A 278-nucleotide genomic window follows, 5' to 3' on the forward strand; every position below is an offset into this window, starting at 1 on the left:
TAAGGAACCAAGCCCTACAATCCAAGCACCTTTATCTCCAGTCCAATACACGACCAAGGCCGCCAGTAAATAGGAGAGAGCAATCCGCTGCAAAACTCCCAACAGTCTGACTTCTGAAAGTTTGACGGCGACCATCACCCCAGCTTCGTTATAATCGAAAAACGGGAAATAATTTAATAGCCAACCAATTAGAAAAATCAAAGCCGCCCGCTTGAATACTTTTTTGTAAAAGTCGGAGGAGCTCATTTCATTAAGCTTTTTCAAGGCGAAGCTCATGG

General features: G+C 43.9%; 1 pseudogene. It reads right to left on the reverse strand.

The features are described 5' to 3' along the window. Positions 1-278: pseudogene (locus ACNKXV_RS14765) on the reverse strand (DUF5009 domain-containing protein); the annotation flags it as partial.

Source organism: Christiangramia aquimixticola, from assembly GCF_048285835.1.
Classification (GTDB): domain Bacteria; phylum Bacteroidota; class Bacteroidia; order Flavobacteriales; family Flavobacteriaceae; genus Christiangramia; species Christiangramia aquimixticola.